The sequence below is a fragment of the Streptomyces sp. NPDC056480 genome (genome assembly GCF_042795405.1).
In the GTDB taxonomy this organism is placed as follows: domain Bacteria; phylum Actinomycetota; class Actinomycetes; order Streptomycetales; family Streptomycetaceae; genus Streptomyces.
Genome location: NZ_JBHTSA010000252.1, coordinates 1 through 2,369 on the forward strand (window position 1 = coordinate 1; position 2,369 = coordinate 2,369).

General features: G+C 71.5%; 1 protein-coding gene and 1 pseudogene. Both read right to left on the reverse strand.

The features are described 5' to 3' along the window. Positions 1-86: 86 nt before the first annotated feature. Positions 87-899, reverse strand: a complete 813-nt coding sequence (locus tag ACFQ79_RS40655) for a hypothetical protein (protein WP_383593418.1) — start codon at positions 897-899, stop codon at positions 87-89. 30 nt (positions 900-929) lie between these two features. Then, a pseudogene (locus tag ACFQ79_RS40660) lies at positions 930-2,234 on the reverse strand (hypothetical protein); the annotation flags it as partial. Between the last annotated feature and the right edge of the window lie 135 nt (positions 2,235-2,369).

Sequence of the window (2,369 nt, forward strand, 5' to 3'; positions counted from 1 at the left end):
AACCCGGGCGCTGGACTATGGGACCCCGGACACCCAAGACGGGCGGCCCCCTCACGGGTGCCGCCCTTCTTCACATGTCAACCGAGTCAGCTCTTGTCGCCGACACTGTCGTCGCTGTCGTCCTCGTCGAAGTCGTCGTCCTCGTCGTCGTCATCCTCGACATCGACATCGACGACGTCGCCACGGTCCGAGTCCACGTCGGCCTCGTCGACCTCGTCTTCGTCGAACGCGTCGACGAACTCGACACCGTCCATCTCGGCCAGCCGGTCCGAGGCGTCCGTGGCCCCGTCCTTGTCGGCCTCGAGCGCCTTGGCGAACCACTCCCGCGCCTCGCGCTCACGGCCGGCGGCCAGCAGCGCGTCGGCGTAGGCGTAGCGCAGACGCGCGGTCCACGGGTGAACGGCGCTGGAGGCGAGCTCGGGGCTCTGCAGCGTCACGATGGCCGCGTCGAGCTGACCCAGGTCCCGGCGGGCGCCGGCGGCCACGAGCCGCATCTCGACCTGACCGGCCTTGTCCAGCTTCTGCACCTCGGGCTCACCGGCCATCGCCAGCGCGCGCTCGGGGCGGTTGAGTCCGCGCTCGCAGTCCGCCATGACGGGCCACAGCTCGACGCCACCGCTCATCCGGCGGGCGGCACGGAACTCGGCCAGCGCCTCGGAGTACTTCTGCGTCGCGTACGCGGCGAAGCCGGCGGCCTCGCGCACGGCGGCGACACGGGAGGCGAGCCGCAGGGCGACCCTGGAGTACCCGTACGCCTTCTCCGGGTCCTCGTCGATCAGCTGGGCGACCATGACGAGGTTGCGCGAGACGTCCTCGGCGAGCCCCTTGGGCAGGCTCATGAGCTCCTGGCGCACATCCGGGTCGATCTCCTCGCCGGTGACCTCCGGCGGGATCGGCAGACGCTTGATGGGCGCGCGGTCGCCACGGTCGCGGTCCCGGTCGTCACGACGCCCGAAGCCACCCCGGTCGTCCCGCCCACGGAACCCACCGCGGCTGTCGCCGCCGCGGTCGTCGCGACGGAAGCCACCGCCGCGGTTGTCGCCGCCGCGGTCGTCACGGCGGAAGCCGCCGCGGGAGTCCCCACCGCGGTTGTCGTCACGACGGAAGGAGGACGGACGCTCGTCACGCCGGTCGTCGCGGCGGAAGCCGCCACCGCGGTTGTCGCCGCCACGGTCGTCACGCGAGGGGTACGAAGGCCGGTCGTCCCGACGGAACGACGAAGGACGCTCATCACGCCGATCGTCCCGACGGAAACCGCCGCCACCGCCACGGTTGTCGCCACCACGGTCGTCGCGACGGAAACCGCCACCGCGGTTGTCGCCGCCACGGTCGTCACGCGAGGGGTACGAAGGCCGATCGTCGCGGCGGAAGCCGCCACCACGGTTGTCGCCGCCGCGGTCGTCACGGCGGAAGCCGCCGCGGGAGTCCCCACCGCGGTTGTCGTCACGACGGAAGGAGGACGGACGCTCGTCACGCCGGTCGTCGCGGCGGAAGCCGCCACCACGGTTGTCGCCGCCACGGTCGTCACGCGAGGGGTACGAAGGCCGGTCGTCCCGACGGAACGACGAAGGACGCTCATCACGCCGATCGTCCCGACGGAAGCCACCGCCACCGCCACGGTTGTCCCCACCGCGGTCGTCACGACGGAAGCCGCCGCCACGGTTGTCGCCACCACGGTCGTCACGACGGAAGCCACCGCCACCACCACGGTTGTCCCCACCACGATCGTCACGACGGAAACCGCCGCCACCGCCACGGTTGTCATCACGACGGTCGTCACGCGGGAAGGAAGGCCGGTCGTCGCGACGGAAGCCGCCACCACGGTTGTCCCCGCCACGGTCGTCACGACGGAAACCGCCGCCACCGCCGCGGTTGTCGCCACCACGGTCATCGCGACGGAAACCGCCGCCACCGCCGCGGTTGTCGCCACCACGGTCATCGCGACGGAAACCGCCGCCACCGCCGCGGTTGTCGCCACCACGGTCATCGCGACGGAAGCCACCGCCACGGTTGTCGCCACCACGGTCATCACGCGAGGGGTACGAAGGCCGGTCGTCACGACGGAAGCCACCGCCACTGCCGCGGTTGTCCCCGCCACGGTTGTCGTCGCGACGGAAGCCACCCCCACGGTTGTCGCCACCGCGGTTGTCGTCACGGCGCGGGCCACGGAAGCCGCCCCGGTCACCGCCGGCGCCGGCACCGTCCCTGCGACGCGGCTCGCGCTCCGGACGGTCGTCGGGAGAGTTGGTGGACATCGACGTGACTCCTGTCTTCGGGTACTGCAGTCATTCTCGCGCAGCCGGCACTCGGCCGCGCATCGGAAAAAGTCAAGCAAAAAACAAAAGGACCCCTGGTCCCAGCGTGAACGC